The organism is Sphingomonas trueperi (genome assembly GCF_040545665.1).
In the GTDB taxonomy this organism is placed as follows: Bacteria; Pseudomonadota; Alphaproteobacteria; order Sphingomonadales; family Sphingomonadaceae; genus Sphingomonas; species Sphingomonas trueperi_B.
On sequence record NZ_JBEPMH010000007.1, the window covers coordinates 54,995 to 81,943 of the forward strand.

Annotated in this window: 19 protein-coding genes; 6 read left to right on the top strand and 13 right to left on the bottom strand. The window is 64.7% G+C overall.

Annotation, left to right across the window (positions count from 1 at the left end):
- Position 1 precedes the first annotated feature (1 nt).
- Genes ABIC65_RS19540 through ABIC65_RS19550 form a run of 3 tightly spaced genes read right to left on the bottom strand, consistent with a single transcriptional unit; the run spans position 2 to position 3,628 of the window.
- Positions 2 to 1,306, bottom strand: a complete 1,305-nt coding sequence (locus tag ABIC65_RS19540) for a hypothetical protein (RefSeq protein WP_354310940.1) — start codon at positions 1,304 to 1,306, stop codon at positions 2 to 4.
- The gene (locus ABIC65_RS19545; protein ID WP_354310941.1) at positions 1,303 to 2,604 is read right to left on the bottom strand and encodes a glycosyltransferase family 4 protein; all 1,302 of its coding nucleotides are present in this window, start codon (positions 2,602 to 2,604) and stop codon (positions 1,303 to 1,305) included. The genes ABIC65_RS19540 and ABIC65_RS19545 overlap by 4 nt, the downstream gene beginning before the upstream one ends.
- A 22-nt stretch (positions 2,605 to 2,626) precedes the next feature.
- Entirely contained in the window at positions 2,627 to 3,628 is a 1,002-nt protein-coding gene (locus ABIC65_RS19550) for a glycosyltransferase family 4 protein (RefSeq protein ID WP_354310942.1), read from the bottom strand.
- Positions 3,629 to 3,915: 287 nt separating this feature from the next.
- Here ABIC65_RS19550 and ABIC65_RS19555 point away from each other — a divergent pair, with 287 nt between their 5' ends.
- Together ABIC65_RS19555 and ABIC65_RS19560 are read left to right on the top strand one after the other, a co-directional pair.
- The gene (locus ABIC65_RS19555) at positions 3,916 to 4,578 is read left to right on the top strand and encodes an ABC transporter ATP-binding protein (protein WP_354310944.1); all 663 of its coding nucleotides are present in this window, start codon (positions 3,916 to 3,918) and stop codon (positions 4,576 to 4,578) included.
- Positions 4,579 to 4,592: 14 nt separating this feature from the next.
- Entirely contained in the window at positions 4,593 to 5,804 is a 1,212-nt protein-coding gene (locus ABIC65_RS19560; protein ID WP_354310946.1) for a polysaccharide biosynthesis/export family protein, read from the top strand.
- 291 nt (positions 5,805 to 6,095) lie between these two features.
- Here the strand turns inward: ABIC65_RS19560 and ABIC65_RS19565 are convergent, their stop codons facing one another.
- A complete protein-coding gene (locus ABIC65_RS19565; protein ID WP_354310947.1) occupies positions 6,096 to 7,274 on the bottom strand; it encodes a glycosyltransferase family 61 protein in 1,179 nt (392 codons plus the stop codon).
- 17 nt (positions 7,275 to 7,291) lie between these two features.
- Positions 7,292 to 9,871, bottom strand: coding sequence for a glycosyltransferase family 2 protein (locus tag ABIC65_RS19570; RefSeq protein ID WP_354310948.1), 2,580 nt, complete (start codon positions 9,869 to 9,871; stop codon positions 7,292 to 7,294).
- A gap of 194 nt (positions 9,872 to 10,065) precedes the next feature.
- Between ABIC65_RS19570 and ABIC65_RS19575 the strand changes: the two genes are divergently transcribed.
- Complete coding sequence (locus ABIC65_RS19575; RefSeq protein ID WP_354310949.1) at positions 10,066 to 12,180, top strand: glycosyltransferase; 2,115 nt, start codon at positions 10,066 to 10,068, stop codon at positions 12,178 to 12,180.
- A gap of 340 nt (positions 12,181 to 12,520) precedes the next feature.
- A complete protein-coding gene (locus ABIC65_RS19580) occupies positions 12,521 to 13,636 on the top strand; it encodes a polysaccharide pyruvyl transferase family protein (RefSeq protein WP_354310951.1) in 1,116 nt (371 codons plus the stop codon).
- 42 nt (positions 13,637 to 13,678) lie between these two features.
- Here ABIC65_RS19580 and ABIC65_RS19585 read toward each other — a convergent pair whose 3' ends face one another.
- Entirely contained in the window at positions 13,679 to 14,581 is a 903-nt protein-coding gene (locus ABIC65_RS19585) for a manganese catalase family protein (RefSeq protein WP_354310952.1), read from the bottom strand.
- Between the two features lie 256 nt (positions 14,582 to 14,837).
- On the opposite strand from ABIC65_RS19585, the gene ABIC65_RS19590 reads away from it, so the two are divergent.
- Positions 14,838 to 15,080, top strand: a complete 243-nt coding sequence (locus ABIC65_RS19590) for a hypothetical protein (RefSeq protein WP_354310953.1) — start codon at positions 14,838 to 14,840, stop codon at positions 15,078 to 15,080.
- An 85-nt stretch (positions 15,081 to 15,165) separates the two neighbouring features.
- Here the strand turns inward: ABIC65_RS19590 and ABIC65_RS19595 are convergent, their stop codons facing one another.
- The 7 genes from ABIC65_RS19595 to ABIC65_RS19625 all read right to left on the bottom strand — a co-directional run bounded on the left by ABIC65_RS19595 (position 15,166) and on the right by ABIC65_RS19625 (position 24,220).
- Entirely contained in the window at positions 15,166 to 15,534 is a 369-nt protein-coding gene (locus tag ABIC65_RS19595; RefSeq protein ID WP_354310954.1) for a hypothetical protein, read from the bottom strand.
- A gap of 77 nt (positions 15,535 to 15,611) precedes the next feature.
- On the bottom strand, positions 15,612 to 17,573 hold the full coding sequence (ftsH, locus tag ABIC65_RS19600; RefSeq protein ID WP_354311189.1) for an ATP-dependent zinc metalloprotease FtsH: 1,962 nt from the start codon (positions 17,571 to 17,573) through the stop codon (positions 15,612 to 15,614).
- A gap of 68 nt (positions 17,574 to 17,641) precedes the next feature.
- Entirely contained in the window at positions 17,642 to 18,655 is a 1,014-nt protein-coding gene (gene tilS, locus ABIC65_RS19605) for a tRNA lysidine(34) synthetase TilS (protein WP_354310955.1), read from the bottom strand.
- Entirely contained in the window at positions 18,633 to 19,544 is a 912-nt protein-coding gene (locus ABIC65_RS19610; protein ID WP_354310957.1) for an outer membrane protein assembly factor BamD, read from the bottom strand. Before ABIC65_RS19610 ends, tilS begins: the two co-directional genes overlap by 23 nt.
- A gap of 82 nt (positions 19,545 to 19,626) precedes the next feature.
- Complete coding sequence (locus ABIC65_RS19615; protein ID WP_354310958.1) at positions 19,627 to 20,553, bottom strand: RodZ domain-containing protein; 927 nt, start codon at positions 20,551 to 20,553, stop codon at positions 19,627 to 19,629.
- Positions 20,554 to 20,676: 123 nt separating this feature from the next.
- Positions 20,677 to 22,953, bottom strand: coding sequence for a phosphoenolpyruvate--protein phosphotransferase (gene ptsP / locus ABIC65_RS19620; protein WP_354310960.1), 2,277 nt, complete (start codon positions 22,951 to 22,953; stop codon positions 20,677 to 20,679).
- Between the two features lie 235 nt (positions 22,954 to 23,188).
- On the bottom strand, positions 23,189 to 24,220 hold the full coding sequence (locus ABIC65_RS19625) for an NAD(P)H-dependent flavin oxidoreductase (RefSeq protein WP_354310961.1): 1,032 nt from the start codon (positions 24,218 to 24,220) through the stop codon (positions 23,189 to 23,191).
- Positions 24,221 to 24,355: 135 nt separating this feature from the next.
- Here ABIC65_RS19625 and ABIC65_RS19630 point away from each other — a divergent pair, with 135 nt between their 5' ends.
- Positions 24,356 to 26,944 (top strand): glycosyl hydrolase 115 family protein, encoded by a 2,589-nt coding sequence (locus ABIC65_RS19630; RefSeq protein WP_354310963.1) that lies wholly within the window; start codon positions 24,356 to 24,358, stop codon positions 26,942 to 26,944.
- The last annotated feature ends 5 nt before the right edge of the window (positions 26,945 to 26,949 follow it).

The following is a 26,949-nucleotide window of genomic DNA, read 5'->3' on the forward strand; positions in this document are numbered from 1 at the left end:
TTTAGCACGTTCGCCGTGCCAGGATAGCAAAGGGAATCGGCGCGTTCAGCTCGGACGCGCCGATTTCCTGGATCGCGAATTTCAGCTGGGCGACTTCCTGGGCTTGCGCAACCAACGACAGTGCCAGCCGCTCGATTTCCGGGCGCGAGAAATGAATCGGTCCGCCACCCGCCGCCGGATTGGCTTGTTGCGAGGTGCCATATCGAAGCAGGTGAATGGCAATGCCTCCGAACCGCAGATAGCGCATGCTATCGAGCAAAAAGTGCGGAAAGGCCGCTTTGCTCTCCACCGTATCGCTGATGTTCCTCGACCAGAGGAAATCATAGTCGGCGACTTCCTCACCCCGCGCCAGCGTGGCGGCCGTTGCGAGATGAACCGAGCTTTCGAACACTTTCGGCGTGCACACCGACGGTCGGTGCAATGGGCCAAGGCCATCCCCACTATCGTCACCAGCCTGGGAACCAAGCCCATCGCGTATCACCGTCATGGACCCGCCTTGACTGGCGACATAGGCCGGCAGCGCCCGAGCCGCGCGGTCGAAGCACAAGCCGCGCGGGGCACCTGAAGACAGGGCGCCATAGTATCGTAGGGCTTGAAGGATGATGGCATCCTCCCAAGCCTGCAGCTCACCGCGACCACCCTGCTGGTCCAGGTCAGCCATGCGTGCGGCAAACACCGGCTCGGCGAACTGGCGTGCAGTCATGACTTGCGACACCGGGCTCATAAGCAGGGGCGACTGCATTGAGATCAGTTCCGGCTTGTCCCGTAAGGCGGGTCCACGTTGCGGAAGGGATGCAAGTTTCGAAGCCACATCGCGTGGCTGCCAGTCAGGATCCGACTCCTCCCGGCGATTGAGCGAGACGCGGATCGCGCTAGCGGTGGCATCGCTTTCGTCCGAGAGTTCTGCCGTGACCGAATAGAGCATATTGCGGCGGCCGATCGTGCCGATGCAGGCCACTCCATTATGCGCTATCAAGTCCGCCATCGAGACCGCGATCGTTGCAACCGGCGTCAGATCCGTCTTCAAGTGCGCCGGTCGCGCAAGGACGTGCAACACCAACGTTCCGGCCGTAGCGCGCAGCTGATCTATTTCCACGGTGAATACGATCGGCCCCACCGCAGCACGTACTGGGTTGGTTTCCAACACATAAGCAGGATTGGGCGGTGGCCGATCCCCACCCAGACCGGTGAGGCGGCTCGCGAAATGCGGGGTGGCACCGAACGGATCGATGGGCAGCGGAAGATATCGGTCGCGTTCCCATTCACCGCTCTGCTTGAGACCGGTAGGAATGGTATCGATACTCATGACGTTTCACCTAAAACTTTGCTGTACATCTCGGCAAGAGCGCGCTGATAGGCGCTTTCGCTAAACGCCGCTGCCCGGGCAATGCCACGCGTCGCCAAGCTTTGCCGCAACGCTGCATCGGCATCGACACGAGCAAGGGCGTCCGCAATCTCTGCCACCACGTAGGGATCAACTAGGATTGCTGCCTCACCCGCTATTTCCCGAATAGCGGCCGTGGTGGATGATAGCACAGGCACGCCAAGCGACATTGCCTCCAGCACAGGCAATCCGAAACCTTCGTACAGCGAGGGAAAAACGAGCGCGCGCGCGCCGCGCAACAGGCGCAGCAGCAAGTGCCGCGGCAAATAGTCGATTTGCACGACTCGATCGCGCAGATGCTCGTGACGCAGTCCGGACGGATCGTCTTCGCGAGGCAACAACACCACCTCAGCCGAACTCTGCCACGATTTTGCTGCCACGATTACCAGGGGGGCCTTAAGCCGTAAGGAAAGATACGCCTCGATCAGCCGTCCTAGATTTTTCTTAGGCTCGATTGCGCCATAGAAAAGATAGTATCCTTGTGGCGCGAGACCGAAAAGCGCGGAAATCGTTTCGGCAGATACCGCCGCATCTTCTGCGATTACAGCGGGATCGATGGTCGATACCTGATAGGTATTGGAAACCTTTCCCGGATCTGCATGGAGCAACTCGATAATGTCCGCCCGGCTTGCTTCTGAGACCGTGCAGATATGATCGCCCTGCGCAACGCAGGTACCGACAAGGGCACGATAAAGGCGTTTTTCGTCCAGCGTTGCAAAAGGGAGCCGCAAGGGGACCAGATCATGCAGCGTGTAAATGTTGCGTGCACCCTTCACCCGCACGGGCACGGGGTAAGTCCAGTGCATGATGTCGGGAGGTGAGGCAATTTGCAGTTCTGTGAACCGGCCGGTCAGACGAAAATAGTCCTGCGCGCGCTCGAACAGATCGGGGCTGCTCCATAGCGCATCAAAGTGCGGTAGACGGTGCGCCAGTGAACGCGCATCCACGCCGCCGGACGAGACACGAAACGAGGCTGCGCCTGTCGCCAGTCGCGTGGCGGAAAGCCAACGCTTGAGCCCCTTCGGGCGCCGCGCCGGCCGGGCCAGCCGATCGTAGAACAACGCCTCGCGATGCGCCGCGGGGCCTGCCACATCAATGCCGAACACACCCTCGACCGCATGCCCCATCGACCGCAGCGTATGGGCCAGTGCCATCCCATAGGAGCTAATGCCTGTCCCGTTCGGCAGCGCGAAATTATAGCCGTCTATCGCGATGCGCACGGGTGCTCTACCAAGAAGAATATCATCGTCGGCGAGCGTTAGACACCCCGAGCGAATTGGACAATGTTTCGTCGTAGATCGCCGCCAAGCGATCGACAAACCGAGCCTTTGAGAAAGCCTGCGCGCGGATCCTGCCCTTCTGGGCAAGCCCGAGCGCCAATTCGTCATCTGTCGTGATGCGGTGGAACGCAGCCGACATCGCCGCAAGATCGGTCGGATCGACAGTCAACGCCGCATTCCCCGCCACTTCGGCAAGCGCGCCACGATCGCTCGTAAGTACAGGCGTCCCTAACGCCATTGCCTCGATCACCGGAAGCCCGAATCCCTCGGCTAGGGTCGGGAAGATCAGCGCTCGAGCATTCGCGATCAGATGCAGCAAGGCTGCGCGGGATTGATAGGGAAGCCGCACGGCCCCCGCGGTTTGCGCGATCTCGGCAAGGATCGGCTCTGCGCACCAGCCGTCGGGTCCGGCAATGAGGAGCGGCATGGACACTCCGCTTCGCTGGTATGCGGCAAGAATGGCGGACAGGTTCTTGCGGGGTTCGATCGATCCCACACACAACAAATAGGACCCGGCCAGCACCCCCTCCGGCAAGCCGCTTAGGGTATCCCCGCTTAGGTCCTCGGAAAGCTCGACTGATTGGCCAGCATCGGCGACAAAGTCGGGCCGACACGCTAGCGCATGGACGATCGACGCCCGAGCATCGTCTGAAACGGTAATGATGCGGTCGCCATGTTCGGCAATTGCGTTCAGTACCGCACGGTGGCGCCTCGGTTCGATCGGGGATAGATCGGGCCGGTCCAGCGGGATCGTGTCGTGCACCGTATAGATATTGGTCCAGCCCTCCAGCATGATTGGAACCGGATAGCTCCAATGCATGATCCCCGGAGCAAGGTTGCTGCGGAGGCGGTACAGGCGACGTCTGAGGTTGAAATGCACGTGCGCGGTGCGGAACATGTCGGGTCCCAGCAGGGTGCCATTCCCGCCGCGCGCCGGCGATCGAATCGCCTGCGCAATCGGCAACAGCGCCCGAAGCGCCCGCAAAGCCGGATTTCGCGGGGTAGCGTGCAAGATATACGGTCGTGTAGTCAACAGAGGGATCGCCCCTGCCAGCGCTCGGGCGTATGTGGCGACCCCGGTACCACCGTTTCCTAGCATCCGGCCGTCTACGCAAATCGGCATTTCGTTCAGGGTCCTGCCGCGCACCACCGGGTATCTCCGCCTTCCAGATAGGTTCCGAATCGAGAGGCAAACCCTATTGTGTATTCTCTCTCATTTTGCCAGATGGCTGGCCATTGCCGAGAAAATCGATGATCCGCTTCGAACACGTCTCCAAATCGTATCACATTCGTAAATTCGAGAAATTGGTCTTCGCCGATCTCAATTTTACGATCGAAAAGGGCGACTCGATCGGCATCTGTGGCGCCAATGGCGCTGGGAAATCGACGTTGATGCGGTTGCTGGCTGGAGTCGAGCAACCGACCAGCGGTAAAATAACTCGGAACATGTCCACCTCTTGGCCGATCGGTTACGGAAACTCCTTTCAATCCACGCTTACGGGTGCGGACAACGCTCGGTTCGTATCACGAATATACAACCGTCCCGAGCAGGAGCTACTCGATTTCGTCGAAGACTTCGCGCAACTCGGCCCATATCTGCATCAGCCAGTCAACACCTATTCTGCCGGGATGAGTGCACGACTTGCCTTCGGCATCAGTCTTGCCATCGAATTTGATTGTTACCTGATAGACGAAGTAACGGCAGCAGGAGACGAGCGCTTTCGACGGCGATCCGAGGAGGCGCTGATCGCCCGGCGCGATAATGCGACGCTGATTATGATCTCACACGATCAAAATACATTGCGATCCTATTGTCGACGCGGCGCGGTCCTGTATGGCGGCGCGCTGGTTCAATACGACACGATCGACGAGGCCTGTTTGGTACATCACCATTTACAATCTCGCAATCTATAGATCACGCCCGACCCATGCCGGTTGCTGCAGCTTTGATGACCAGAAAATCAGGACCAGATATGAAAATCGCGGGAAGCTCGTCCGCACTGCATTGTAGGCAGACCAAAACGCGTTTGGCGACGTTGACGTTGATGTTGACATTGTCAGCCTGCGCTGCCTTGCCATCGAACGGGCCAACCGCGCGCGCCGTTTTGCGCCAGGCGAATGGTGCCAACGGGAGCGTCAAATTCAGGATCGTTGATCTGGACCTCACAACGGTCAACGAGTTGAATGGTGTCAAGCAGCCCGGCACCGATACGCCTGGATCGATCGCAACGCTCGCGCAAGACCGCCGGGCGGATCTGATTGGCCCGGGCGATGTACTGTCGATCTCGATTTTCGAAGTGGGCGTGTCGCTGTTCGGCGGCAGCGGGCGGGATGCTGTAGGGTTCGACCCGTCTGCCCGGGCTCAGAATTTCCCGGATACGGTGGTCGATGCGAGCGGGGCCATCACGTTGCCCTATCTAGGCACCATTCCGGTGGCCAACATGACCGCAGCGGAAGCACAGGGCAGGATAGCCGCGGCCCTGCGCGGCAAATCCCAGGACGCTCGAGCGCTGGTTTCGATCAAGCAAAACGTCTCCAACACGGTGTTCGTGTCGGGCGCCGTCAATCGCCCCGGACGCCAGCCGCTGTCTCTCGCGCGCGAACGCCTGCTCGACGCTATCGCGAACGCCGGCGGGAGTGCGAATACTTCGGAAGACACGGTTGTGCGTTTCGTGCGCGGTTCCAATGTCGTAGAGCAGCGACTAGCGACGATTCGCGCCAATATGCCCGATGACGTTGTGCTGAACCCTGGGGACCGTATCGAACTAATCCGATCGCCCAGAACCTACACGGTCTTCGGCGCAGTCTCTAAGATTTCCCAGGTCGCGTTCGAAACCGGTCAGGTCTCGCTCGCCGAAGCGCTGGCCCGCTCCGGTGGTCCGAACGATGCGACCGCCGACCCGTCGGCGATCTTCCTGTTCCGATATGCAGTCCAACCACAAACGGGAAGCGAGGAGCCGGTGATCTATCGATTAAATCTGCTCAAACCCGAAAGCTATTTCCTGTCGCAGCACGTGGCTATGCAAGACAAGGATGTAATCTATATTGCAAATGCATCGGCCAACCAACCAGCCAAGCTTGTAAACGTCATCAATCAGCTGTTCGCACCGTTCGTACTTGCGAGGCAGATTGCCAGATAGTGCGTAGATTGACACTGAAACATCTAGTTACGCTCGCTAAGCGCGCCGGCGTTTGCGCGCTGAGGGTCGGGTGTATGGGCTGATGTTGTTGACGGGGTGAATCGTGCTGGCGATGATCAGCACACGTTTCATCCCGTCCAACATTGCCGCATCTGACCCCCGGTTGCCGCGTTGCACGGCCGCGGTCGACTGTGCCTGGCAGTTGTGCCGCCCCCCCCCACTTCAGCAGCCGCCAACGCCTAAGGGTCTAGGGGCGCGGAAAGCCACTGATCAGTCCCCTCGGCCAGCCGCCTACAACCCCACGAGCGCCCTAGCGAGCGCATCCACGTCGATCGTGAACGCGCGTTCGTGCGCTGGGACAGAATGGTCGGCCACCGCCCCATATAGAACCTTGTAGCGATGGCCACGTACAGCTGCGAGATCCCAATAAAATGGCTCGATCCATCCCCATGGCGCCAAATACACGATCGTTGAGGCAGGCGGACAAAACACGGTGTTGGTCATCGCGGCGCCCATCTGACCGATAACGGTAGAGGCGCCGGCGAATAGCCTGACCTGTTCGCCGAAGCTCAGTCTTTCGGTATCGACGATTTGAAACCCGTGTGATGTGACAAGCTCGGTGACCTCTGACTGGTTCGACAGCACCCTGCCTCGGTTTACAGCACGATTCACAAACAGCCGAGCACCGCCCCCGTCATTTTCAACGTCGACAAGCGCCCCCTCGCAGACCTTGCGACTCATGAAGGCCATCGCAAGCGGTGACTTCTGCACGGGATGTTCGCTGACCGGGGTGGCATAATAAAGCTCATCGAAACGATAGGCCCGATTGAAATCGAGGAACTCGATCCGAACCTCATCGCCTAGTAACATCCGGATCGCCTCGACACGGATGTTGTCGATCCGGCTGTGGAACTGGCTGAGAAGAATTCGGATCGGACGACGATCGGTCAATCGAAGCTGCAATGCTGCCTTTAATCTTGGCAGATCGTCGATCAGCCAATGTCCGTAATTGGGTGTGCCGATCGACCCGATGAACAGATTCTGCCACCGTCGCCCAGCGAAGTGCGTGGTATCGGCATCCCTCCATTGGGCCATGCTGGGCATTGCGTCGGACGCCCGATCTCCGGGACGATAGGTTTCGTACAATAGTGCATGTTCCGCGGTACTCGCGCAATGCAGCACTGTTTTGAACAAGGTGACATCGCGAAGCCGAACGAGCACCGATGGCGGACAGGGCTTTTCCGCCATCGACTCGTAAAAGGTTGCAAGCTGCGCCGTAAAATCATCCGCGATGACGAAACCGTCCGAAGGAAATTGCCACCGGTATTGCGTCTTAGCGAACAGTTGACCGACGACCTCGACACCATAGGCTCGCGGATCCTCGGCGGTAAGCAATTCCGGGGGAAGGCGGTCTCCATACAGCGCCTGGGCAGCACAACTTACGTATGTCGGATCTTCGAAATCAATCATGTACCTATCATCTATGCCTAATGCGTCGCAGCCTGCCACGGAAACGCGACACGCGGAGGCACAGCCAAGCTGAAGTCGGAACGTTCGAGTGTTAGGTTGGGCGAATAATATGGATCGTTGTTCAGCTGGTTACCCCAGCGTTCCCGCATCTGCTCCGCATCCTGCGCGAGCCTAGCTGCCTTTGCCCCCATGACATCGTCGCCACGGGTCGTGCTTTCGGCGTGTAGCAGCAGAATGCCAGGGTCGCCTACGATCTTCAAACCGCGCGCAGCAATCCGCAGGCATAGATCGACATCATTATAGGCGATCGCAAACTCTGTGTCGAAACCGCCTACCGCTTCAAAATCCGTCTTCCGAATGAACAGGCACGCGGCAGTTACGGCGGAGAATTCCTGCATCAGGCGAGCTTTTCCGAAGTAGCCTGGGGCATCTTCGGCAATGCCGCCGTGCGGCGTCCCGGCAATGCCATGTGCCCCCATGCCAAGCACGATTCCGAAGTGCTGCAGCGTTCGATCCGGGTAAAGCAGGCGTGCGCCAACGATCCCGACATCCGGAAGCGCCAGCAACATGCGCGCGCGAACGATCCAATCCGCCGCCAGAACTTCGGTATCGTTGTTGAGGAAGCACAGGATGTCGCCCCGCGCCGCTGCAGCGCCGATATTGCAGACGCGAGAAAAGTTGAACGGCAGCGGATCACGCACAACGCTTGCCACACCTTTTGCGACAAGCGTTTCGAGATAGGAAAGCGTCGCCGGATCGTCACTATCGTTGTCGACCACTACGATATTCGTCGCCTCGCGCTCGGTCGCCTGGATCGCGTCGATACACCGCCTGAGCGAGGCAAGACCGTTCCGGGTGGGGATGACGATCGTCACGTTGGCGGGCGGAACGGCATGCGGCGTGACGCCCGTCAATCCGGCCGCGAACCCTGGAACCGATCGCATCGGCAGGGCACATCTGGCGAAATGCTCGTTGAGCGCACGTTGTGCCGCAAGGCACGCATAATCCTTCTGGTCGGCCGACACAGACGTCGAACCCGGGATCATCCGCCAGTGATACAGCACATGTGGAATATGGATCACACGGTCATCTGAACTGCGCTCGTAACACCGCAGCAGCAGATCATAATCCTGGCTGCCTTCGAACCCGACCCGAAATCCGCCGACCGCTTCGACCAAGGTTCGCCGATAGACGCCGAGGTGGCTGACCATATTGTGCCCGTACATCAAAAAGCGGTTCCAACGGCCTTTGAAATACGGTGCCGAGCGCAAGCCGTGGCGATCGATCTTGTCCTCGTCGGAATACAAGATGTCGGCATCGGGATAGCGATTCAAATACGAAGCAACGACGGCGAGTGCATAATCAGGAAGTAGGTCGTCGTGATCAACCAGCACAACAAACGCGCCGCGTGCCAGCTCGAGGGCACTATTGCTAGCCTCCGAAATATGTCCATTTGTGCTACGTCGAATGATTCTTACCCGCGGATCTCCCGCGCTGTATGCCTCGAGCGTCGCCATCACCTCGGTATTGGGTGAAGCATCGTCGGCAATGCAGATCTCGAAATCTGGATAGGATTGTGCGAGCATTGAATCGATACAAGCCCGCAACAAGGGGATCGGGGTATTGTAGGTTGGCATGACGAACGAGAATGTCGGCCGATAGGACATCTCCTCGATCATGTGCATGATAGCCTCCCGGTCCTCGAACGCAGGGAGTTCGAACCTCGCCGACCAGCTGCGGTAGTCGCTGCCGATGTGCGGATCGGGCGGCATCATTTCCCAACTAGCGCGCGCAGCATCTTCTGCAGCGATCGTCTCGGTTCCGGATGGCGCGTCAAGGGTGGCCTCCGCGTGAAAAACGATGGTAGGCGGATGCAGAACGTTGGCCTTGCGATCTGGCGTCCACGCGATGGCGACGAGCAGATCGGGCCTGACGATCGGAACGAGGACCGGATCTGACGTCACGGTGAAAACGATGGCGAACCGTTCGTCGAAGCCAGCGCCATAGTCGAGCATCACGATCCCACGAGGGCGATGCGCCGGGTCGAAAGGCTGGACATCGATCGTCAGCATGCCGAGCCGAGCCGAGCGCGCGGTACCATGCGCAGGAGAAGCAATCACGCGCGCCGCCCCTGACCGCGTTTCGATCCGGCCGCCAGGATGGTCGATCAGCGAGATCCCTTTTACCGCCTCGACGTGCAACGCGTGCATATGGGCTTGGAAAAATCCTACGAGGGTCGCCTCATCGGAGGTCTCCTCATACGCCACGCCGGCCTGCTGGAGCGCGTCGATCTCCAGCATTGCATGGCGGTTACCGTCGCGCGCGGCGCTTTGGCGATAGAAATCGAAGGCGCGTTCGCGGTCGCCGCGCAGCTTATGCAGGTGACCGATGCTAAGCAGCAGGTCTGCATCCTCCGGACGGTGCAGGAGCGCGTGTCGATATGCCGCCAGCGCAGCATCGAACTGCTGCGACTGTTTGAGGGCATGCCCCCATTGCACAGCAATCGCCGCGTCGCGTGGGCGGCGCGCGCAATGGCGTCCATATTCGCGTGCTGCTGCCGCCCAATCACCGCGCGCACGCGCAGCATCGCCCCGCATTCTGGCATCTGGGAATGCGCGCTTTAGTGCCAGTCTGGCGGATCTTAGCAATCGAGCAACCAGCACTAAAACCAAACATGCTCCCAAAAACGCGTTCCGTGCAATCGTCTTGGCGTTGGCACCGAATCGTCGCTAGGGATAGCGCAAATGAGATGCCGCCACCAGATAGAGCCGCCCGTACGTGGTGATGCGCGATGCGTTCGTTAATTCACTGGATGTTCGCCCATCGGCATCTGCGCGCCGCCCGCCAGGCTGCCCGCAATGCCGCATGGTCGATCGCCGCGGATCACTATGCTGCCTTTTTGAAGGCCAGACCCAACGCGATAGCCGCGTGGGTGCAATATGGCCATGTTCAAAAGGCGTTGGGCGAACTGACTAGCGCCCGCTCGGCCTATGAGCGGGCTCTGGCCCTCGCCCCCGACGTCCCCGACACGCTGCTGCACCTTGCGGGTGTCCAACGACGATTGGGGGAGCGTGCAAAAGCACTCGACAGCTGCGCCCGCGCGGTAGCGGTCGACCCCGGCTTTGCCCCGGCGATAGCCGAACTGCTCGCGCTGGGTGGGCGCGACCGCTTGCCCGAAGGCCTTTCTGCCGATTTGCACGCCCCCGACCCAACCGTAGACATGAACGATCAACCTTCGTGGCTCGACGAGGTTATCGAGAGGCAGCGCGGCGAGGTCTATGCGCCCGCTCGCTACGACGCCTATCGCAAGTGCCTGATGATCCAGCCGCCGCCGCCCGAGCCGCGGCTCGTCGCACCGATCCATGTTCTGATCGATGCGCGTGGAGCTCTGCCGGTCGATATTCGAGTAACGCTCAGCAGCTTGCGGGACTCCGCAGATCCCGGCTGGAAGGCGACGGTGCTTGCCGACGCACAAACCTGTTGCCATCCCGTGGCGGGCATCACCGCGATCGATACCCGTATTGCCTTCGTGGCGACTCCGCCGCAAAAGATTGACCACGGCCATGTCTTGTTAGCGCGCGCGGGACTGGTTCTAGAGCGGCAGGCGATCGGTTGGTTCGGCTTTGCAGCAGCGCGTACCGGGTGCGCCCTCGCTTATGCTGATCATGATAGCTGCATCGATGATTGGCGCACCGGGCGGCAGTATTCCATGCCCAGCTTCCAGCCCATGTTCGATCCAGATTGGTTTGCTGATCCGAATACCGCGCCTGCGCTGCTGCTGATCGATGCGGCACGCCTTCCCGTTGAGATCGGCGGCGAACGTCGCTTGCTTGCCGCAGCGGCGAAGCTCGGTGCAGCGCACATTCCCCATCTGTTGGCTTCCGTCCGCGAGATGGCACGAGAAGCACGAAACGCGCTACCGGATGCCAGGACACAGAGTGCTTCCAGCCCGGCGGTGGCGACAAGTTCGCCTGTTCCGCAGGACCGCATCCATGTCGTCGTGCAGACGCGGGACCAGCCGGCATTGCTGCGCGACGCGGTCGCCAGTATTCGCCGACAGGCGCGACGTCGCGATCTGCTGGACATCACTATCGTCGACAATCGCAGCATCCTGCCGCAAACGGCGCGACTGCTCCGTCGCTATTCGACGGCCGGTATCGCCCGTACGTTGAACCTGGACGAACCCTTCAACTGGTCACGGGCTAACAATCTTGCCGTAGCAGAACGAAGTGCTCCCATTCTGGTATTCCTCAACAACGATACGACCATGTTGACCCCCGGGTGGGACGCGGTCCTGCATCGCCTTTTCGACGATCCGGGGGTCGCGGCAGTCGGCGCGCTGCTGTCCTACCCGGACGGCACGATTCAGCATGCCGGCATGGTTTTCGGGATGGGCGCTGGGGGGCCGGTGCACGAGGGCGTGGGACATCATGCCGACCAGGCTGGCCCCGGAGGGCGCTGGCATCGCACGCGATGCGCAGCTGCGGTGACCGGCGCGTTTCTTGCCGTGAGGAGCAGTGCGTTTGATGCAGTCGGCGGATTTGATGAATCGCACTTGGCGATTGCCTTCAATGACGTCGATCTTTGTCTGCGACTGCGGGCACTGGGACACCGTATCGTGCAGACCGGCGACATACGCTTGATCCACCACGAATCCAAAAGCCGCGGCTTGAATGTGACGCAGGGTCAAGTCGCTTGGGATCTCGAAGAGCTCGGTGTCGTTCATCGCCGTTGGGGAGCGGCGTTGTTCGAAGACCCCTTCTATAACCCGCATTGGACACGCACCGGCCAACCTTTCGATGGGTATAGGTTTCCATCGACGCGGGAGGTTGTGCGGCATATCGATCGTAGCGCAACCCCCGCGCCATGGGCTGCGAAGCCCGCCGAACCGAGGCGCTGGTGGTAAGCGCCCCTTCATGATCCGGCCGATCGTGTGCGCCGACGCGATTTAGCGATCGCCGCCGACCCGCGCGCTAGAAGGCTCTTGGGCACCGAGTGGCCGCGGGCGGTGCTACAGGAGAAATGTCCAGCACGACGCGTCGACCGAAAGGAGACCGAGTTCGCTTGAGCCTAGCTGCGCGTTGGCCACTAGATGCGGCTAGGCGCCGCGCACAAGTCAGCGGCGGCGTTAACCTTCAATTTTTAGGCTTAACGCGCAACCGCACGCCCTCCCCCTCGTTCAAGGCAAAACCAGAGGGAGGACAGCACATGGCTTCGGCCGTTTTCGGCACCGGGTGCGCGCGCGCATGAAACTTCCGGGGTCCGACGATTCTTCGACGCTTCTCTACGACCTGCGCAGCGATACGCGCAGCGTCGGCATCCTCACCTTCCACCGCTGCATCAATTACGGCTCCTATTGGCAGGCTCGCTGCCTGGCCGAAGGCGTGCATGCGCGCGGCCACCGGGTGATGCTGCTCGATCATGAGTCCCCCCGCGTCACCCGCGCGGAGTGGCGGAGGGCGCTGCAGCCGATGCTGCCGGCGCTTGCCAGTGCCGAGGATCGCCGCCGCTACGGTGCCAAGCTCCGCAAGTTCCTATGCGCGGTCGATGCGCTGCCGCTGTCGCCCGGCTTCGACCTGGTCGACCCGATCGAGATGCCGCATGTCGATACCGTGCTGGTCGGAAGCGACGAGGTTTGGAACCTGCGCCACCCCTGGTATGGCGGCGCCTCGATCTTCTTCGGCCAGGGGCTCAACGCCGAATGCGTCGCCGCCTATGCCGCCAGCTTCGGCAGCTATGACGCCGAAGCCGGGCTCGATCCCTATTGGCAGGACCAGCTGCGCCGGTTCGACAGCATCGCGGTGCGCGACGTCAACAGCCGGACGCTGGTGGCGGAAGCGATCGGCAAGGCGCCGACCGTGGTGCTCGATCCCTGCCTGCAATTCCCGCCCCAGCCCGATGCGGCGACGCCAGTGCCGGAGGGTCGCTACGCGCTGGTCTATGGCATGGACATGCCAGAGGATTTTGCGGCGGCGGCCCGCAGCTGGGCAACTGCGCGGGGAATCCGGCTGATCAGCATCGGCTATCGCAACGACTGGGCCGACGAACAATGGCTCGACGCCGGCCCGCACGATTTCGCCGCGGCGATGGCGGGCGCGCAGGCGGTGCTGACCAACTTCTTCCATGGCTGCGTGTTCGCGCTGCTCAACGAAACACCCTTCGCCTGTGCGCCCGCGCTGGACCGGATGAACAAGGTGCGCGACCTGGCCGAGCTGCTCGGCGCCGAACGGCACCTGCTGGTGCCCGGCGCGCGGATCGACCTGGGCGCGATCCTCGACGTGCCGCTCGATGCGGCGATCGGCGGGCGAATCGAGGCGATGCGCGACCAGTCGAACGCCTATCTGGACAAGGTGCTCGGCTGAAGGACCAGGCCCGGCCGAGCAAGCGCCCGGCCGGGAAGAGGTTCAGGCATCGACGTCGGTCTTGGTCCGCCCCGCGCCCGGGCCGGCCGCCAGATCGGCACCAGTGGTCGGATTGGTCTCGGGATCGGATTTGGTCCGCGCCGCCAGTTGCGACAGCGCGGCGGTATCCGCCGAGCCAAGCGTCACCGTCGGCGTGCCGTCGCCATCGTCAACGGGCAGGACCTGCTGCAGATCGTCGACCCGGTCCCATTCCGGCCCGTCGTTCCACGGCCCGAGCATGTCGCCCTCGCCCTGCGAGGTGTTGACGTACATGCTCGCATATTCCGGCACGCCCGGCAGCTTGCCCGACGGGAAATTGTCCTCGATCGCGTAGAGCGCCTTCTCGAACGACTTCTGGTGCGCCACCTCGCGCGTCATCAGGAACTTGAGCGCATCCTGGATGCCGGCATCGTCGGTGAGATTGATCAGCCGCTCATAGACGATCTTGGCGCGGCTCTCCGCGGCGATGTTCGAGCGCAGGTCGCAGGTCGGGTCGCCGCGGCTGTCGATATAGGCCGAGGTCCAGGGCACGCCCGACGAGTTGGTCAGCGACGGGCCGCCGCCATAGAGGATCGCCTGGGTGTGGCTGTTGCCGCCTTGCGTCAGCGACATGTAGAGCTCGGCCTCTTCCATGTCGCCTTCGGAGACATGCGCCTTCACGCCCTTGTTGAGCATCGCGACGATCGAGCCGATCACCTCCAGGTGGCTCAGCTCCTCCGTCGCGATGTCGAGCAGCAGATCCTTGCGGCCGGCATCGTCCTCGCCGAGCCCCTGGGTGAAGTAGCGCATCGCCGCCGCCAGCTCGCCATCGGGACCGCCGAATTGTTCGAGCATCAGCGAGGCGAGCACCGGGTTCGGCTCGGCTACACGCACGGTATATTGCAGGCGCTTGTTGTGCATGAACATGCCGTCTCTCCTTGGATGGGTACAAGGACAGAGCGGATGGGCTTCCACATGGTTCATATACTTTGGCTTTTGCCGACCGATTTTCATCATAACTTGCATCAATTCGGACAGTTTTCGCACGCAACTATGCGGATCGTTCCGGCTTCTTCAACATGGCTGGCGGGGCAGCGCTGAACGACTTGGCCGATCAGCGGAACGGCCGTGCGCGCCGCTTCGTTGACTTGCCACAGCGACACAAAAATCAGGAGCTTGGCGAATGAGCGACAAACAGCCGATGCAGGCGAGCGGCGGGGGTGCCCACAAGGGCGGGCCGGACGGCGTCTCCGATGTCGATACCCATGGCCGCTCGCAGGGCGAAAGCGAAGGCGGCGCCTATCCGAACCCCTATCCGGACAAGGCAAAGAAGGAGGGGCCCGGCCATCTGATGGGCCATGGCGGGCAGAGCCATGTCAACTACGAAGGCGGGCCGAACCCGAACGCGACGACCAAGGGGGAATAGGGGCGCAACCGCCCCTGCCTTCTTTGTCCCCCTCCCGTTTGCGGAAGGGGGAGAGACGTCGCCGCGATCTCCCGTGTCTACGTGCTCACTTGCACGGGAAGCGCTGCGTCATCATCGCGGCGAAGGCGGCCTTCACGCTGATGCTCCGCTGCGCCGGCGGTATCTTCTCGAACGCGGCGATCAGATCGTCGCTGCGCATCTTCGCCTGCCCCTTGGGCGGCGGGCAGCTGCTCGGCTTCTTGCCCGCGGCTGCCTGTGCGGCGAGATCGCCGCGATAGGCGGTCGAGGCGCCTTCGATCTCCTGCTTCAGCACCCCGATATCCGAGGAGAACATCGCCATCGCGCCCTTGGCCTTGAGCGCGTTCACCTTGGCGAGGAACTCGGCGACGCTCATCGCCTGGGCGGGCACCGCCACGAGCATCAGTCCACCGGCCGCCAGAAACAGTCGTCGCATACGAAAAACGCTCCCGGGAGAGGTTCCCGGGAGCGTTCTGTAAAGGTGCGAAGCGGAACCTGGCAATGCCAGACCGCTCAGGCCCCCTGCGGTGCCGGGTTGCCGAACGGATCCTTGAGCTTGCGCGTCTTGGGGATCGAGGTGCCGCCCACTGCCGGCATGCCCGGCGTGCCGGTGGGGTCGCCGCGATCCAGCGTCTCGCCGGCGATCAGCTTCTTGATCTCCTCGCCGGTCAGCGTCTCGTACTCGAGCAGCGCCAGCGCGATGGTGTGGAGCTGGTCGGTATGGTCGCCCAGGATCTGCCGCGCGCGGTTGAGGCCCTTCTCGACAAAGGCCTTGACCTCTGCGTCGATCAGCCGCGCGGTCTCGTCCGACATCGGCTTGGAACGCTGCACCGAATAGCCGGTGAAGCTGTCCTCGCTCTCCGAGAAGTCGAGCGGGCCGAGATTGTCCGACAGGCCCCATTTGGTGACCATCGCGCGGGCGAGACGGGTCGCCTGCATGATGTCGTTCGAGGCGCCCGAGCTCACCTTGTCATAGCCGAAGATCAGTTCCTCGGCGACGCGACCGCCGAACGCCACGGCGATATCGGCATGCATCTTGTCGCGATGATAGCTGTACGAATCGCGCTCCGGCAGCGGCTGCACCATGCCGAGGGCAAAGCCGCGCGGGATGATCGTCGCCTTGTGGATCGGATCGGCGGTGGGCTCGTGCGCGAACACCAGGGCGTGGCCGGCTTCGTGATAGGCGGTCATCCGCTTCTCGTCGTCGGTCATCACCATGCTGCGGCGCTCGGCACCCATCAGCACCTTGTCGCGGGCGTCGTCGAATTCCTGCGCCGCCACCAGCCGCTTGCCGCGACGGGCCGCGAGCAGCGCCGCCTCGTTGACGAGGTTGGCGAGATCGGCACCCGAGAAGCCCGGCGTGCCGCGCGCGATGACGCGGGCATCGACGTCGGGTGCGATCGGCACCTTCTTCATATGGACCTGCAGGATCTTTACGCGGCCCTCGATATCGGGGCGCGGCACCTGCACCTGGCGGTCGAAGCGGCCCGGACGCAGCAGCGCCGGATCGAGCACGTCGGGGCGGTTGGTCGCGGCGACGATGATGATGCCTTCGTTCGCCTCGAAGCCGTCCATCTCGACCAGCAGCTGGTTCAGCGTCTGCTCGCGCTCGTCATTCTGGTTGCCCAGACCCGCGCCGCGCGACCGGCCGACCGCGTCGATTTCGTCGATGAAGACGATGCACGGCGCCGATTTCTTGGCCTGCTCGAACATGTCGCGGACGCGGCTCGCGCCGACGCCGACGAACATCTCGACGAAGTCCGAACCCGAAATGGTGAAGAAGGGCACGCCCGCCTCGCCGGCGATCGCGCGGGCGAGCAGCGTCTTGCCGGTACCGGGCGAGCCGACCAGCAGCGCGCCCTTGGGAATCTTGCCGCCCAGGCGTGCGAACTTCGACGGGTCCTTGAGGAACTCGACGATCTCCTGCAGCTCCTCGCGCGCCTCGTCGATGCCGGCGACGTCGTCGAAGGTGACCTTGCCTTCCTTCTGCGTCAGCAGGCGGGCACGGCTCTTGCCGAAGCCCATCGCGCCGGAGCCCGAATTCTTCTGCATCTGGCGCAGCACGAAGAAGGCGATGCCGAGGAAGAGCAGGAAGGGCAGCGACTGGACGAGGATATATTGCCAGATCGACGGGCTGTCCTCGGGACGCGCGTTGATCACCACGCCCTTCGTGCGCAGCGTCTCGACCAGCTTGGGATCGCCCGGGTTGTTCGTGCGGAACTTGCCCTCGCTGGTGCTGCCGGTGATTACCCCGGAGCCGACCGCGATGTTGACATCCTTGACATCGCCCGACTGTACCTTGTCGAGGAAGGTCGAATAGGGAATCGCGTTGCCCGTGGGCTGCGCGGTGCGGGTGTCGAACAAGGTGACGAACAGCGCCAGGGCTGCGAGAATACCCACCCAGATGAGCAGGCTCTTCATCCAGGGGTTGTTGCCCCCGTTTTCCGGACCCTGCTGCTTGCCGTTATCGCTCATCGTGTACCCGGTACCTTTCAAGCCCTAAGATAGGCGCGGCGGCGTCAATGACAATGGAACAACGTCGATCATGGTGATCGATGCGGGGGCGCCGGCGCGAAGCGCCAGCGGGGCCCCGGTCGCACCACGACTCCGGCCAAGGTCGCCACCTTCCCGGCATCCACCGCGGCGATCAGCCGGTCAAGCCCGGAACCGCGCGGGGGCGGGGCGTCGGCCACGGTTTTGAGCGCGCGGACAACGAGGCGGCGGCGGAGTTCGCCGGGAAGTTCGGCGAGGTCGAGCGCGACCTTGCTGCCTTGAATTTCGGCACGCGCTAGCCATTCGCGATCGATCACCCAGTCCAGCGCGGCCGCGGCATCGCGCAGGTTGGCGGCGGCGAGGGCGAGCCGCGAAGGCGGCAGCTCGGGGGTTTCGGCGAGCAGGCGGCGGACCCGGCTGCGGTCGAAGCGGGGGTGGCGGTTGGACGGATCGTCAACGGGTTGGATGCCGGCGGCATCCACCAGGGCAGCCAGCTCGGCGCGCGACCAGCCGAGCAGCGGGCGGACCAGCAAGGTCGGCGCGCCCGTGCGCAGCCGCCGGCGGGGCAGCATCGCGGCGAGCCCGCCCAGCCCTGCCCCGCGCCGGGCGCGGAGGAGGAAGGTCTCGGCCAGATCGTCCTGCTGGTGGGCCACCGCGACCCAGGGCGCACCGGCGGCCGTGGCCCAGTCGGCAAGGCAGCGATAGCGCATCGCCCGCGCACGATCCTGAAGGTTGCCGCCCGCCAGCATGTCCGGGCGCGGCGGCAGGACGGCATGGGGTACGCCGATGCGCGTGCAGAGCATGCCGACGAACGCCGCTTCGTCCGCCGATTCCGCGCGAAGGCCATGATCGACCGTGGCGGCGACCACGGCACCGGGAAACGCAGCGCGGGCGAGGAGCAGCAGCGCCAGGCTGTCCGTGCCCCCCGAAACGGCAACGCCGACCGGCGCCTCGGCACTGGGCGTCTGCCCGGCTGTCGCGCGCCAGTCGGCGAGGAAGCGGGCGACGGTCGCGCCCGCGATCGCGTCGATCAGCGACGCGTCACTTGCAGCGCTGATCCGCACGGCCCTTGGCGACGCCCGCGCGCATTTCGGCCGAGAGCCCGGGGCCATAGACCTTGTTCAGCTCGTCATAGACCTTGCATACCTCGCCCGACGGCTTGTTCAGCTTCACCAGCGCCTGGGCCAGGTAATAGAGGCTGTCCGGCGCGCGCTCGCCATTGGGATCCTTGGTGTAGTTCTCGTACAGCGCGACCGCGGCGAGGCTGGGCTTGTTGTCGTCGAGATAGGCGCGCCCGAGCAGGTTGCGCGCGAAGCTGGCGCGCTTGCCGGTCGGATATTTGGCCTTGTACTGCTCCAGCGCCTTGGCAGCTTCCGGATAGAGCTTCGCCTGCCACAGGCGGAAGCCGTAGAGATACAGGTCCTCGCCCGCATCGCCGGTGCTCGGCTTGCCCACCGCCGCGACCTTGGCGGCACGATCGCCCGAAGGCTGCGCCGGGGCAGCGGCGGAATCGCCCGAAGCCGCGACGGCGCCGTCGGTCGGCATCGCGTCGGCCACCGGCTGCGGCGGCGTCTCGAGCGCCTTCACCCGCGCATCTGTGGCGGCCTTGTACGCGCCGAACGCCTCTTCCAGCTGGCGCATGCGATACTGGTTCTGCTCGATCTGGCCGGTCATCGTCTGCAACTGGCTCTCCAGCGCAGCGACGCGCTGGGTCAGGTCGGCAAGCGGCGTGGTCGCGGGCACACCGGGCGGCGTGTTGTCGACCTGCTGGGTGATCTGCGGCTCGACGGTCATGCCCGCGCCGCCGGGAAACACCTTGCGCTGCACCGCGCGCATCTCGCGCTCCAGCTTGTCGACGCGCGGGCCGACATTGCCGTCCTGGGCCTGCGCCATCGCGGTGCCGTTGAAGCCGAATGCGGCAAAGGCGAGTGCCGCTGCGAGAGCAATACGCATCGTCGATCAATCCTTACGCGCCTCCCGGGGAACGGAGGCGTGGCGCCGCTATAGCCAAGCGGCGCCCGCTTGCGCCACCCCCTCAGGGGTTGGGCGTGTCGCCTGCGGGCGGGGTAGCCGCAGGCGCGGCGGTCGTGTCGGTGCCGTCGGTGCGCGGCGTGCTGCGGCGACGCAGCGGGCGGTCGCGCTGCGTCGTCGCGGCGGCGGTCGCGTCCGGCGTCGGCGACGGGGTAGCACCCGGCTGGCCACGCGCCCGCAGCGCCGACGAGGTCAGCTCGGCCTCAACCACCTTCACCTCGGTGCCGAGCGGCGCGACTTCGCTGCCGTTGAGCAGCACCTGGAGCTGGTCCGGGCGGCCGGTGCGGATGCGCGGATGGTCGGCATCGTCGGGCACCTCGTAGCGCTCGCCGGCGGCCAGTTCCTTCTCGGCGAGCTTCTTGCCGGTCGCGTCGGTGATGCGGATCCAGGCGGGCCCGCGCGCGACGAGGGTCACGTGCTCGACCGCGGGGACGGTCGGCGTCGGGGTCGGCGCGAGGGCGGCGGCCGTGGGGCTGGGGGTCGGTTCGAGCTGCTGGACGAGGCTGTCGCCCTGCGAGGCGCTGCCGCCGCGGAACCAGTCGGTGCCGTACCAGATGCCGATGCCGGCGACGATGACCAGCGCGACGATCACGCCCAGCCAGACGATCCCGCCGGGCGCGGCGCGCGACGGCTCCTGCAGTGGATATTCGGGGGTGATGGCGGGCCGCTCGATCTGGCCGAGCTCGGCGCGGACATCGTGCGCGATCGACACTTCGTCTACGTTGACCGCGCGGGCATAGGCCTTGGCGAAGCCGCTGGCATAGGTGATCGACGGCAGCCCCGAATAGGTGCCCTGCTCGATCGCTTCGAGGTGGCGCTGCGGAATGCGGGTGCGCGCGGCGATCTCGGGCAAATCCAGCCCCATGGCTTCGCGCGCGGCGCGCAGACGCTCGCCGGGACGCACGGTGGACGGGGTGGATTCTTCGGGCATGTCGCCTTGCATTCTGTCCTCCGGCGAACGCGTTAGACCCTTGACCGTCCGCCTTATGCTGCAGGGGATGCCCTCCCGGCCGTGTTGCTGTCAACGCCGGGAGGAAATCATTCCGGTGGATGGTCAGGCCAGTTCGACGCCCTGTGCCTCTGCCCAGCCGGTCAGCACGTCGCGCAAGGGCGCCTCGGGGTGCCGCAGCATCTCGTCCATCGCCGCCATCACCGCACCGCGATCGAGCGAGCGCAGCATCGCCTTGATCGGTCCCACCGCGGCCGGCGTGATCGACAGCCGATCGATGCCCAGCCCGATCAGCGCCAGCGCCTCCAGCGGCCGCCCGCCCATCTCGCCGCACACTGCTACCGGGACATTGGCCGCGCGCGCCGCGTCGCTCACCCGCTTGAGGAAGCGCAGGATCGCCGGGCTCAGCCAGTCGTAGCGCAGCGCCAGCTTGGGATGCGCGCGATCGGCGGCAAACAGGAACTGGGTGAGGTCGTTGGTGCCGATCGACAGGAACTGCAGCTTGGGGAGCAGCAGGTCGAGCACCTCGGCGAGCGCCGGCACCTCCAGCATCGCGCCGTAGCGGATCTCGGCCGGCATCTTGCGCCCGCGCGCCGCGAGCCAGGCATGCTGCGCCTCGAACAGCGCCCGCGCCTCGTCGAACTCCCACGGCTCGGAGACCATCGGGAACATCACGTTGAGCGTCCGCCCCGCCGCCGCCTCGATCAGCGCCCGGGCCTGCGCCTTCATCAGGCCGTCGCGATCGAGCGCGAGGCGCAGCGCGCGCCAGCCCATGGCGGGGTTCTCTTCCTCGCCATCCTCGTCATGGTTGAGATAGGGCAACGCCTTGTCGCCGCCGATGTCGACGGTGCGGAACACCACCGGCCGGTCGCCCGCCGCTTCCAGCACGTCGCGGTAGAGCCGCCGCTGCGCCTCGCGCTGCGGCAAGGTCGCCGAGACGAGGAACTGGAACTCGGTGCGGAACAGGCCGATGCCGTCGGCCCCGGTCAGGTCGAGCGCGGACACGTCGTCGCGCAGCCCGGCATTGACCATCAGCGTCACCCGGTGCCCGTCCTTGGTCACCGGCGGCACGCTCTTGAGCTGCGCGAAGGCCGCGCGGCGCTTCTGGCTGAGCGCCAGCTTGGCCTCGAACGCCTCCTCCATCGCCAGCGAGGGGCGGACGAACACGCTTTCCTCGCCCACGTCGAGCAGCAGCAGGTCGCCCTCGGCCACCTCGCGGCGGATTTCGCGGGCGCGGCCGAGCACCGGCACGCCCATCGCCCGGGCGACGATGGTGACGTGCGCGGTCAGCGAGCCTTCCTCGAGCACCACGCCCTTGAGCCGCCGCCGGTCATATTCGAGCAGCTCGGCCGGGCCGAGGTTGCGCGCGATCAGGATCGAATCCTGCCGCAGCCCCAGCTGCGCGGCGGTGCCGAGCTGACCCGAGACGATGCGCAGCAGCCGGTTGGACAGGTCCTCCAGATCGTGCATCCGGTCGCGGAGCAGCGGATCGTCGATCTCGCGCATGCGCTGGCGGGTCCGCTGCTGGACGCGCTCGATCGCCGCCTCGGCGGTCAGGCCGGAATCGATCGCCTCGTTGATGCGGCGGCTCCAGCCCTCGTCATAGGCGAACATCTTGTAGGTGGCGAGGATCTCCTCATGCTCGCCGCCGACGCCGAACTCGGCCTGGCTGGTCATGCGGTCGATCTGCTCGCGCATCTTGTCGAACGCGGCATAGACGCGGTGGCGCTCGGCCTCGGTATCCTCGGCGACGGTGTGCTCGATGAAGATGCGCGGCTGGTGGAACACCGCCACGCCGCGCGCCATGCCCTCGACCAGCCGGAAGCCGCGAATCGTGCCCGCCGCGGTCGGCTGCAGCCGGGTGGAGGTGCCGCCCGTCGCGTCGATCAGCTCGGCATTGGCGATCAGCTCGGAAAGCACCATCGCCACGGTCTGCAGCGCCTCGATCTCGATATCGGCATAGCGCCGCGGATCGACATGCTGCACGGCGAGCACGCCTACCGCCCGCTCGCGCCGGATGATCGGTACGCCCGCGAAGCTGTGGAAACGGTCTTCGCCCGTTTCCGGATTGTGGACGAAATTGGGGTGGCTGGTCGCCTCGTCGAGGTTGAGCGTCTCGACATGCGCGGCGATCGTGCCGACCAGCCCCTCGCCCAGCCCCAGCTTGGTGACGTGCACCGCCTCCTGCGCCAGCCCGCGCGTGGCGAACAGCTCGAGCACGCCCTCGCGGAGCAGGTAGATCGAGCAGACCTCGCTGTGCAGCGCCTCGCCGATGATATTGGCGACGGCGTTGAGCTTCGACTGGACCGGCAGCCGTTTCGCCATCAGGTCGTGCAGGCGGGTGAGGATTTCCCGGGCGGAGGCGGCTGCGGTCAAGGCCATGTATCAGCGGTAACAGATTGTGCGCACCCGCGCCAAGCCGGGTGCGCAGCAAAAGCGCAATAGCCCGCGTCGTCGACGCTGCGGCAGGCGCGGAATGATAGCCAAACCACCATCGTCATTCCCGCGAAGGCGGGAATCCATTTGCCAGGACGCTAGGGGCAAGAACCGCGGGTTCAGCGCCAATGGATCCCCGCCTCCGCGGGGATGACGATGGGTTCGTGGGAAGCGCGGCCTCTTACGCCGCGCGCTTCTCCAGCGCGTGGGCGGCCTCGGCCATCAGCGTTTCGATGATGGTCGCGACCGGCTCTTCCTTGGTGACCATGCCGACCGACTGGCCCGCCATCACGCTGCCATGCTCGATATCGCCGTCGATCACCGCGCGGCGCAGCGCGCCCGCCCAGTAATGCTCGATCTGCAGCTGCGCCTCGGCCATTTCGATGCCGCCCTGGTCCAGCGCCTGCGCGACTTCGCGCTGCTTGGCGGTGAACAGCTCGCCGCCGGCATTCTTGAGCGCGCGCACGGGGATCACCGGCAGGCGTGGATCGATCTGCACGCTGGCGATCGCGTCGCGGGCGGAGGCGCGGATGAACGCCTTCTTGAAATTGGCGTGCGCGATGCTCTCGGTCGCCGCCGCGAAGCGGGTGCCGAGCTGGACGCCTGCCGCGCCCATGTCGAGATAGCCGGCGATCGCCTCGCCGCGCCCGATGCCGCCGGCAACGAACACGGGGACTTGGGCGGCCACTTCGGGCAGGATCTCCTGCGCCAGCACGCTGGTCGAGACCGGGCCGATATGGCCGCCGGCTTCCATGCCCTCGACGACGAGCGCGTCGACGCCCGAGCGGATCAGCTTCTTGGCGAGGCTCAGCGCCGGCGCGAAGCAGATCAGCTTGGCGCCATGCCCCTTGATCGCATCAAGCGACCCCGCCGGCGGCAGCCCGCCCGCGAGCACGACATGGCCGACGCCGTGCTTCCCGCACACGTCGATCAGCTCGAACAGCTGCGGGTGCATGGTGATCAGGTTGACGCCGAAGGGCTTGCTGGTCAGCGCCTTGGTCGCGGCGATCTCGGCGTCGAGCAGTTCGGGGCTCATCGCACCGCATGCGATCACGCCGAAGCCGCCCGCGTTGGAGATGGCGGCGACGAGGTTACGCTCGGACACCCAGGACATCGCGCCGCCGAGAATGGCGACCTCGCTGCCCAGGAACTCGCAGCCGCGCGCCATGCGGCGGGCCAGGCGCTCGGCGCCGATCGAAGAGGTGCTGGTCATGCGGGGCGCCTAGCGCTGCGGAGGCAGACTCTGCAAGGGGCCGCAAGCACGGACGCGTGCCGCTTTGGCGCTTGCCCGGTTTGCGCGCGCCCGCCATGATAGCGCTATCAATGATAAGAAAATCCAGGAGTTGCGATGTCCTCCCCCGTTGATCCCATCCTTGCGGTCGATCGCCGCACGCTGTTGCACGCTTCGGCCGCTGCTGCGACGCTGGCCGCCGGGAGCGCGCGTGCCGGCACGGCGCCGGAGCCGCTCGCCTTGGTCGAAGGCAAGGGAGTCGGCTTCCAGCTGATCCGCGGCGGCGTCCCTGCGACGCTGGTGGTGGATGCAGGTGCCGACCCGGCGCTCACCCATGTCGCGGATGCCTTCGCCCAGGATCTCGCGCGTGTCGGCGGCACCGCGCCCAAGCGCGTGCAGCGGCTGGAGGAGGCGAAGGGGCCGGTGGTGCTGATCGCCCAGCTCGGTCACTCGCCGATGCTCGACACGCTGGTGCGGCAGGGTCGGGTCGACCCGCGCGACCTGGAGGGCGAATGGGAAGCCTATCGCCAGGTCGTGCTCGATCACCCTGCCCCCGGCATCCCCCAGGCGCTGGTGATCGTGGGGTCGGATCGGCGCGGCGCCGTCTATGGCACCTATGACCTCTCGCAGCGGATCGGCGTGTCGCCTTGGCACTGGTTCGCCGACGTGCCGGTGCGCCGCCGCGCCGACGTGACGCTGGCCCCCGGCAGCCGCCGCGACCAGCCGCGGGTGCGCTATCGCGGCTTCTTCATCAACGACGAGGATCCCTGCTTCAGCGGCTGGGCCAAGCAGCATTTCGGCGGGATCAACGCCGCGATGTACGCGCATGTCTTCGAGCTGCTGTTGCGGCTGAAGGGCAATTATCTGTGGCCGGCGATGTGGGGCAAGGCATTCAACGACGACGATCCGCACAACATGGTGCTGGCCGACGCGATGGGCGTGGTGATGGGCACCTCGCACCACGAGCCGATGACCCGCGCGCAGGAGGAATGGCACCGCAACACCGACCAGGGCGTCACCGGCGGCAAATGGGATTATGCGACCAACGCCGAGAATCTCCGCCGCTTCTGGCGCGGGGGCATCGAGCGGATGATGTCGAAGGGCGACGGCAAGGGCTATGACTGCCTGGTGACCGTCGGCATGCGCGGCGACGGCGACGAGGCGATGGCGGAAGGCACCGCGACCGGGCTGCTCGAGAAGATCGTGGCGGACCAACGCAGCATCCTGGCGGACGTGACCAGGCGCCCGGCCCAGGCGACGCCGCAGATGTGGGCGCTCTACAAGGAAGTGCAGGATTATTACGACCACGGCATGCGCGTGCCGGACGACGTCACGCTGCTGTTCGCCGACGACAATTGGGGCCAGATTCGCCGGCTCGCGACCGCCGACCTCAACCGCAAGGGCGGCTATGGCGTCTATTACCACTTCGATTATGTGGGTGCGCCGCGCAACTACAAGTGGCTGAACACCAACCAGATCGAGAAGACGTGGCAGCAGATGGACCTCGCCTGGCAGCGGGGCGCGCGGACGATCTGGATCGTCAATGTCGGCGACCTCAAGCCGATGGAATATCCGCTCAGCTTTTTCCTGGAGCAGGCGTGGAACCCCGAGGCGATGACGCTGGAGGCGATGACCGCCTATCCGGCGCGCTGGGCGGGCGCGGCGTTTGGCCCTGCCTTGGCCGAGAAGGTCGGTGCGCTGCTCACCCGCTACGGCCAGCTCGCCGCGCGGCGAAAGCCGGAGCTGCTCGATGCCGACAGCTTCGCGCTGGGGCCGGTGCGCGGCGACGGCAAGCTGGATGGGGGTGACTTCGGGCGCGTGGTCGCCGAATGGGAGACGCTGGAGCGCGACATAGCGGCGGTGAAGCCCCGCGTCGCCGCCGATGCGCGCGATGCATGGTTCCAGCTGGTCGAACACCCGATCCTCGCCGTCGCGAACGTCTACCGGCTCTACTACGCCGTCGCCTGGAATCGCCGCCTGGCCGCTGCTGGCGATGCCCGCGCCAATACGTTCGCCGAGCAGGCCGAGCGCGCCTTTGCCCGCGATACGGAGATCACCGCCGCCTATCACGCGCTGAACGGCGGCAAGTGGGACGGGATGATGGCCCAGACCCATATCGGCTATACCAGCTGGCAGGAGCCCAAGCAGCAGGTGATGCCGGCGGTGCGCCGGGTCGCGGGCAAGGCCGGCCCGATCGTCTTCGTCGCGCCGACGCCACCCGCCGAGCAGATCGTGATCGAGGCGCCGGACTTCACTACGGCCAGCGGCGGCAAGGGGCTGAACTGGCGCCGCGTGCCGCATCTCGGCCGCACCCGGGGCGCAGTGACGACCTTCCCGCAGGGGCGCCCGGCAACCGCTGCGGCGGACGGCGTCCATGTCGACTATGCAGTGGCGCTACCCAAGGGTGGCCCGCTGACCGTCGCACTGGAGCTGGTGCCGACGCTCGACACCACCGGGCGCAACCAGCAGCGCATCGGCGTATCGGTGAACGACGGCCCGGTGCAGATTCTCACCGACACGCTCGTTCCCGCCCCCAACGACACCAAGACCCAGGCCCAGCGCGACTGGAACAAGGCAGTCGAGGAAAATGGCCGCACGCTCGTCGCGCGCTTTCCCGCGGTGGCCGCTGGCCGGCATGTCGTGAAGGTCTGGCGCATCGACGACAATGTCGTCCTGCAGCGCCTGGTCGTGACGACGGGGGCGTAGCCGGA

What these genes read in the sequence shown, in the direction of transcription:
- ABIC65_RS19540 (WP_354310940.1), bottom strand. Translation starts at nt 1,306, where the DNA reads ATGAGTATCGATACCATTCCTACCGGTCTCAAGCAGAGCGGTGAATGG.
- ABIC65_RS19555 (WP_354310944.1), top strand. Translation starts at nt 3,916, where the DNA reads ATGATCCGCTTCGAACACGTCTCCAAATCGTATCACATTCGTAAATTC.
- ABIC65_RS19560 (WP_354310946.1), top strand. Translation starts at nt 4,593, where the DNA reads ATGCCGGTTGCTGCAGCTTTGATGACCAGAAAATCAGGACCAGATATG.
- ABIC65_RS19565 (WP_354310947.1), bottom strand. Translation starts at nt 7,274, where the DNA reads ATGATTGATTTCGAAGATCCGACATACGTAAGTTGTGCTGCCCAGGCG.
- ABIC65_RS19570 (WP_354310948.1), bottom strand. Translation starts at nt 9,871, where the DNA reads ATGCGGGGCGATGCTGCGCGTGCGCGCGGTGATTGGGCGGCAGCAGCA.
- ABIC65_RS19575 (WP_354310949.1), top strand. Translation starts at nt 10,066, where the DNA reads ATGCGTTCGTTAATTCACTGGATGTTCGCCCATCGGCATCTGCGCGCC.
- ABIC65_RS19580 (WP_354310951.1), top strand. Translation starts at nt 12,521, where the DNA reads ATGAAACTTCCGGGGTCCGACGATTCTTCGACGCTTCTCTACGACCTG.
- ABIC65_RS19585 (WP_354310952.1), bottom strand. Translation starts at nt 14,581, where the DNA reads ATGTTCATGCACAACAAGCGCCTGCAATATACCGTGCGTGTAGCCGAG.
- ABIC65_RS19590 (WP_354310953.1), top strand. Translation starts at nt 14,838, where the DNA reads ATGAGCGACAAACAGCCGATGCAGGCGAGCGGCGGGGGTGCCCACAAG.
- ABIC65_RS19595 (WP_354310954.1), bottom strand. Translation starts at nt 15,534, where the DNA reads ATGCGACGACTGTTTCTGGCGGCCGGTGGACTGATGCTCGTGGCGGTG.
- ftsH (WP_354311189.1), bottom strand. Translation starts at nt 17,573, where the DNA reads ATGAGCGATAACGGCAAGCAGCAGGGTCCGGAAAACGGGGGCAACAAC.
- ABIC65_RS19610 (WP_354310957.1), bottom strand. Translation starts at nt 19,544, where the DNA reads ATGCGTATTGCTCTCGCAGCGGCACTCGCCTTTGCCGCATTCGGCTTC.
- ABIC65_RS19615 (WP_354310958.1), bottom strand. Translation starts at nt 20,553, where the DNA reads ATGCCCGAAGAATCCACCCCGTCCACCGTGCGTCCCGGCGAGCGTCTG.
- ptsP (WP_354310960.1), bottom strand. Translation starts at nt 22,953, where the DNA reads ATGGCCTTGACCGCAGCCGCCTCCGCCCGGGAAATCCTCACCCGCCTG.
- ABIC65_RS19625 (WP_354310961.1), bottom strand. Translation starts at nt 24,220, where the DNA reads ATGACCAGCACCTCTTCGATCGGCGCCGAGCGCCTGGCCCGCCGCATG.
- ABIC65_RS19630 (WP_354310963.1), top strand. Translation starts at nt 24,356, where the DNA reads ATGTCCTCCCCCGTTGATCCCATCCTTGCGGTCGATCGCCGCACGCTG.